An 8,170-nucleotide genomic window follows, 5' to 3' on the forward strand; every position below is an offset into this window, starting at 1 on the left:
AAAGGCACAAAAATTATAAATATGATTTGTACAATTAAGTATTCGCTATGATTGTGTTTTGCCTCCAGGCTTTAATTATCGATGAATTCATATTCACCTAGTAACTCATCAAGCTCTTCTAGTGACATTTTATTGTAACCATAATCGGAAGCTGTTTTTTCTGATTCCGTTTGATTAATACAATGATCGATTATCATTTCAAGGTTCTCTTTATACTTTTGGTTAAAATCAGCGATTAAAAATTCAGAATATTCCCCTTCATTGAAGGTAGTGTTTATTATTAATGTATCCTCTACAATTATTGAATTAATTTCTATAGAAGCATCTCTTGCATTTTCGCCACCTATACTTTCGCCAGGTGATAGCCATGATGCAGAAAATTCTTCATCGGTCGCTTTTTTACTCATTTCTCCCAAATAATTAAATAATATAGGTGCCGTTTCATCATTTAACAAATCTTGATCCTTTTTTAGGTATTTTAAAACCCCATATCCTATTCCGTTATTAGGAATTTTTCTTAAAGCCTCTTTTACCAATTTTATACTCATAGAAATTTCTTTTTCTTTACCTAAATCAAAATATACAGGGTATATTGTAGTAAACCACCCAATAGTCCTACTAACATCTATGTTTTCAATGACTTCTTCTCTTCCATGACCTTCCATGAGAATTTTCAGCCTGTTTTCTCCTGTTAAATCTCTTACTGTTACTAACAAAGCCGCTAAAAGGATATCATTTATTTGAGTATTATATGTTTTGTTTGTTTCTCCCAATAACTTTTGAGTGTTCTCCTTATTTAGTGAAATGGTTAAGGTCTTGCTATTTTTATAATCGGTCACATCTATTTCTTCATTTTTTGCTAAAAAATCTACTTTCATTTTAGATATGTCTGCCCAATATTTTTTTTCTTTTAGAAGTTTATTACCTACCGCATAATCCATTAACTTTTCTGAAAACTCCTTAAATGAATCCGTTTTAAAACCTATATCAAGTTTTTCATTGAGATATGCTTGTTTGTATAACATTTCGAAATCTTCGAATAATATTCGCCATGATACTCCATCTATTACAAGATGATGGATAGTAATAAGCAAATGATCACCCTCATTTGTTCTAAAAATGCAAAGTTTTAACATTTTACCGTCAGTAATCGAAATTTCTTTTTGTATATTTGTTGCTAGTTGACCCACTATCTCCTGTTGATTATCTTGATTCTTAATATCATGGACATATAAATCAAAGAAATCCCCATTTAAATCACGATTATATTGAATAATTTCACCATTTTCCTCTTTATAAATCATTCGTAAAGCATCGTGTTTTTCACAAATTTTACGAAACACCTTTTCTACAATCTGTTCTTCAAATCCATTTTTTCTATACAGCATAAATGATTGATTATAGTGATTTAGCTCTTTATTATTTAATGCTTCGTTTAATACAAAATGTCTTTTCTGTATTGGCATTAAAGGAACATTTCCCTGAATTATTTCATAGTTTTTCTTTACTCTCGATTCATTTTTTACATACTTACTAAGATTTTTAATTTTCGGGTTTTCAAATAAATCTTTAATTTTGAGTTTAAGATTCACTTTCGATAGTTTAGAAACTATTTGTAACGCTTTTATAGAATCTCCACCAACCTCAAAAAAACTATCGTTAATTCCAATTTCTTTAATACCCAAGACATCCTGCCAAGCTGATACAAGATGTTCTTCCACTTCATTTCGAGGCGCTTCATAATCTGTTCCCTTAGAAAGGTCCCCCTCTTGTACAAGAGGCAATGCTTTTCTATCTATTTTTCCATTCGGTGTAAGAGGCATTTTATCTAATTGAATAAAAAATGAAGGAATCATATAATCTGGTAAATAATTTGACAAGTAGTCTCTTAATTCACTTGTAGTTAGCTCCTCTTTAGCTATTATGTATGCACATAAATAGGTAAAACCAGCATTATCTTTCCGATCAATTACTACCGCCTGATTTATATTTTGATTACCTAATAGTTTAGCTTCAATTTCTCCTATTTCTACCCTAAACCCTCGAACCTTTACTTGATTGTCTATTCTTCCTAAAAACTCAATATTTCCATCTGAAAGCCATCTTGCCAAATCTCCTGTTTTATACATTTTTTCACCAGGTATAAAGCCATTTGAAACAAACCTTTCATGAGTAAGATCTGGCTTGTTTAAGTATCCTTTTGCAAGACCTTTTCCACCAATGTACAATTCACCATACACCCCTATAGGTTGTGGTTCTAATAAAGAGTTTAAAACATAATATTTTGTGTTATTTAACGGCTTTCCTATAGGAGTATTTACCATTTGTGGTATATAATCGTACTCTTCTTCATAATAGCTAGAATCAATAGTTGCTTCTGTAACTCCATAGCTATTAATTACTCTCATATTCTCCCCATATCTTTTAACCAAATTTTTGTACTCATGTATAGGACAGCTATCAGAACCTAATATTAATAATCGTAATGTCGTGAGATCAAAATTATTTTCATATACATAATTCATAAAAGGTATAATAAGACTTGGAGTGGATTCAAAAATATTAATCTTATACTTCTTAATTGTCTTATATAATAAATCCAGTTCTAGCTTGATATGACTCGGTACTATATACATTGTCCCGCCATTTAATAAACTTCTACATAAGTCCCCTGCAAATACATCAAACGACATACTAGCCATTTGTAATAAATTTACTTCATACTTTGACAATTCATAGTGATCTCTCCAAGTGTAATGGGCATTAACCAAATTTTTATGCTCTACTAACACACCTTTAGGGTTTCCAGTTGTTCCTGATGTATATATGATATACACTAAATCATCTGGTGAATTGATATGATTCAAATTATCTTCATCGATATCATATATATCTATATGATTTATATTTACTACTTCACCGTAGGAACCATTTTTATCCGTTAGATGTTCTTGGGTAATAATAATGTCCGCATTACTATCCTCAAGCATAAATTCTATTCTCTCTGTAGGGTATTCTGGATCTATCGGCAGATATGCTCCTCCAGCTTTTAGAACCCCCAATATTCCTACAATCATTTCTACTGATCTATCCACCATTATTGCAACTATACTATTTTGTACAACACCTTTTTCTCTCAAAGTTCTAGCTAGTTTATTTGCTTTTTTATTCAATTCTTCATAGGTTAACTGCTTTTCTTCGAACACTACAGCTATATGATTTGGTGTTTTTTTAACCTGCTCTTCAAAAAGTTCGTGTATAGTACCTACTGGATATTCAACAGCAGTATTATTATACTTGTTTAATATCATTTCTCTTTCTTCTTGTGAAAGCAAATTTATTTCACTTAATTTTTGTTCAGGATTATTAACAATTTCTTTTAAGATATTAACTACATGATTTCCAATTCTTTGTATAGTTTCTTTTTTAAATAATTTTGTGCAATACTCTAAAATAAATTCTATATGATCTGTATTTTCAATTGCCGATAAACTTAAATCAAACTTTGCCGCTTTAAAATCAATGTCATACGGTTCGATTTTTAAGCCTTTTATATTCAACTCTAGATTATCTAAATTTTGAATAGAAAACATCGTATCAAACAATGCGTTTCTACTAATATCCCTTTTTAAGGCTAGCTTTTCAACTAACTCATCAAATTGATAATCTTGATTTTCATAAGCATTTAAGGTGTTTTCTTTTACTTTCTTCAAATAATCAATGAATCTACTGTCTGCTTTAGGACGATTTCTCATCACAAGAGTATTAACAAACATACCAATAGTATTTTTCAAATCATCATGTTGTCTTCCTGCAGTTGGCGAGCCAACTATAATGTCTTCTTGTCCCGTATATTTCGAAAGTAGCGTTGTATATGCTGCTAAAAGTAGCATATACATAGTAACTCCATTTTCCCTTGCAAACATTTTAAGCTTGTTTGTTAGTTCAGAATCTATTTCAAAACTTAATCTATCTCCCTCGCTACTTTGTATTTGTGGTCTTGGAAAGTCAGTTGGCATATTCAGAACTGGTATCTCATCCTCAAATACTTTAAGCCAATATTCCTCCTGTTTCTTTATATTATCACCGTTACAAAACTTTTCTTTCCATTCTGAATAGTCTTTATATTGAATTTCTAATGGCGCTAATTTTTTTTCTTCAAATATATCTGTTAACTCTTTCATCAAAATGCTCATTGATACTCCGTCTGAAATAATATGATGCATATCAAGCATCATGATATGCACATCCTGACTAACTTGTACGATTTCTACCCTTAGAAGAGGAGCTACCTCTAGATTAAAGGGTCTTATGAATCGCGCCACTCGTTCTGATACGTTCTCTTTCCCTAATTCACTATATTCAATTTTAAAATCTATTTCTTTTTCTATCTTTTGAACTGGTTCTCCATCAATCATTACAAAAGAAGTTCTTAATGCTTCATGTCTATCAATTAATGCTTTAAAGGCTTTTTCAAAAGTGTCCAATTGAAAGCGCCCCTTCATTTGTATAACAACTGGTAGATTGTAAGTAATTCCACTATCCTCTATTTGATTTAAAATATATAGCCTTTTTTGAGCCGATGAAAGATTATAAAATTGCTTTTCCTCAGCTTTCTTTATTTTTGAGTAAGTACTCGTTTCTTTCCCTTTTATATATTCGCCAATGCCTTTGATAGTAGGAAAATTAAATATTTGTTTTAATGGTATTTCAACATTTAATTCTTTGTGTATCTTTGATACCAATGAAAAAGCTTTTAGTGAATGTCCTCCAGCTTCAAAGAAGTTATGATTTATTCCAATTTTCTCTATACCCAAAACGTCCTTCCACACTAAAGCCAACTTCTCTTCTACTAGATTTCGAGGTGCTTCATAATGATTTTCTATAAATTTATTGAAATCTGGTTCCGGTAATGCTTTCACATCCACTTTTCCATTAAGTGTAATCGGCAATTTTTCCATCTCTATGAAATGCAAAGGAATCATGTAACCAGGAAGCTCTTTGGCAAGCAACTCTCTCACTTTATCTATGTTCAGTTCTTCATTCAAATCATTAACTGTAATAAATGCGCAAAGATATCTGTTTCCATCTATCCCCTCTTTATCAATTACTTTAGCTTCTTTTATGTTCGATTGTCTTAATAAGTGATATTCAATTTCTTCCAGTTCAATTCTAAAACCGTGAATTTTTACCTGATTATCTATTCTACCTAAAAATTCAATATTTCCATCAGGTAGCCATCTTACTAAATCTCCAGTCCGATACACTCGTTCTCCTAAACTAAAAGCATTAGACTTGAATTTTTCTTCAGTTAATTCTTTTTTATTTTTGTATCCTCGCGCTACACCTTCTCCACCTATATATAATTCACCAGGTATTCCTATCGGCAGTAATTGAGCATTATTATCCAAAACATACAATTTATAATTGCTTAGTGGTTTACCTATAGGTACACTCATTCCCATATAATCATTGGAACTGACCTTATAATATGTTGCACAAACAGTTGTTTCTGTAGGACCATATGAATTATAAACATCGGCAATCTCAATAATATTTTTTATATATTCATACTTTAAAACATCTCCACCACTAATAAATTTCATATTTTTATTAAGTATTAAATGCTTATTTTTATCAATTTCATTGAGTAACAGTGGTGAACAGCTTACTAAAGTCACATTATAATTTTCAATATTTTTAACTAGCTCATCTATGTTCAGATCACCAATTTTTTTACTAATGATTAATTTTCCTGAATTAGCCAAAATAGGAAATGTTTCTTCCGTAAAAGCATCAAATGAAAATGAAACTACTTGTAATATAGAATCTTCTTCATTTAAAGTAATTTGTTTTGAAAATGCATAAATATAGTTAATGACATTACGATGTGTAGTCATAACCCCTTTAGGCTTTCCACTAGAACCTGACGTATATATTAAATAAGCTAAATCAGATGAATGATTTAAATTTTCTAGGTTGTCCTTATTTAAAGAACTAATTTCTTCATCATTAAATAAAATACTTGGAACTGTTCTTACTTTGAATTGTAAGTACTCCTGAGTAACAACTAATTTTGCTTCACTATCTTTTAGCATATATTCAATTCTTTCTTCAGGATACTCAGGGTCAATTGGTAAATATGCTGCTCCAGCTTTTAAAATCGCCAATATGCCAATTATCATTTCTGGGGATTTATCCGCCATAATTCCTATTACAGTATCCGGCTTTGCACCATTTTTTCTAAGCAACCTTGCCAGTCGATTTGCTTTTTCATTTAGTTGTTTATATGTTAATTGTTCCTCTTCAAATATAACTGCAATATGATTTGGTGTTTTTAGAACCTGCTCTTCAAATACATGGTTTAAGGTCTTATTTTTAGGAAATTCGGCCATAGTATCATTAAATTTGTGTAATATGATTTCCGTTTCTTCTTCTGAAAGTAAATTTATTTCTCCTAATTTAAGCCCCGGATTATTGGTAATTTCCTTTATTACATTTACTAAATGACCTGCAAGTCTTTTGATTGTTTCTTTTTTAAATAATTTTGTGCAATATTGCAAATCAAATTTCAAATGATCTGTATATTCTATCGCCGTAAGACTTAAATCAAATTTCGCCACATTAAAATCAATATCGCAAACCTCAGTGGTTACTCCATTTATATTAAACTCAAAATTATTTTGAGTTTGTATATCAAACATCGTATCAAACAATGCGCTTCTACTTGTTTCTTTTCTTAAATTTAGTTTCTCTACTAATGTATCAAATTGATATTCTTGATTCTCATAAGCATTTAATGTGTTTTCTTTTACTTGTTTTAAATAATCAATGAATTTAGTATCTGCTTTTGGATAACTTCTCATTGCAAGGGTATTGACAAACATGCCAATTGTATTTTTTAAATCATCATGTGTTCTTCCCGCAATTGGTGAACCAACTATTATGTCCTCTTGCCTTGTATATTTAGAAAGAAGCGTTTTATATACTGCTAAAAGAAGCATATACATAGTAACTCCATTTTCCCTTGCAAGAAATTTAAGTTTATTTGTTAGTTCAGAATCTATTTCAAAACCAAGCCTATCTCCCTCACTACTTTGTATTTGTGGTCTTGGAAAATCAGTTGGCATATTCAGAACTGGAATGTCACCCTCAAATACCTTGAGCCAATATTCCTCCTGCTGCTTTATGTTATCTCCTTTATAGTATTCTTTTTGCCATTCCGAATAGTCTTTATACTGAACTTTTAATGGCGCTAATTCTTTTTCTCTAACTAAATCAGCTAACTCCTTCATTAAAATGCCCATTGATACTCCATCTGAAATAATATGATGCATATCAAGCATCATGATATGCTCATTCTGATTAACACGTAAAATCTCTATCCTTAGAAGCGGAGCTATCTCTAAATCAAAAGGTCTTATAAATCGTGCCACTCGTTCTGATACGCTATCTTCTCCTAATTCACTATATTCAATTTTAAAATCTATTTCTTTTTCTATCTTTTGAACTGCTTCTCCATCAATCATTACAAAGGATGTTCTTAATGCTTCATGTCTATCAATTAGTGCCTTAAAAGCATTCTCAAAAACTTGCATTTGAAAATCGCCCACGATTTTGATAACTAAAGGAATATTATATGTCGTACCTTTAGATTCCAAATTATTTAAAATAAGCATCCTTTTTTGTGCCATTGATAAGGTATAACAATTATTTTCTGATTGTTTCGCTTTTGGAATTTCATTCTTTTTTTCTATATCTTCATTTTTTAAAGCTATAATAATTTTTTCTTTATATAACTTTATTTTTCCCTTTAATTCAGCTGTTATTAGTTCACGAGGTCCAATAATTTTTATCTTCCCTTGATTCTGATATAAGAAAATGTTTGATTTTTTCAAATCATTTATAAACCCTTTAATATCCATAACTAGAATCATTCCCTTCGCGGTGCCCATTCAATTTCTCACACTATTAGTAAATAACTAAAACAACTATCAAATTTCATATACATCTTTGAAATTCAAACCATTGGGCCTAGTTTAACTGCACAATCTATTCCTTTTTCTCTGCTGAGAAGAAGTATAGATTGTACAGTTTTCCTAGGATAAATCCCCTTTTCTTATAATTAAATCTTAAATCTCAAAACAATCAACATTATAGAAAATCTGCC

The 8,170-nt window shown here is 30.5% G+C and carries 1 protein-coding gene; it reads right to left on the reverse strand.

What is annotated here, in order from left to right:
* Window positions 1–71 precede the first annotated feature (71 nt).
* Window positions 72–7,925: an amino acid adenylation domain-containing protein gene (locus AC22L0_RS25155; protein WP_487272509.1), complete on the reverse strand. Its 7,854-nt coding sequence runs from the start codon at window positions 7,923–7,925 to the stop codon at window positions 72–74.
* Window positions 7,926–8,170 lie beyond the last annotated feature (245 nt).

It is taken from the genome of Bacillus sp. LQ01, from assembly GCF_057624735.1.

Excerpts from the sequence above, each read along its gene's own strand:
- AC22L0_RS25155 (WP_487272509.1), bottom strand. The coding sequence starts at position 7,925 with ATGGATATTAAAGGGTTTATAAATGATTTGAAAAAATCAAACATTTTC.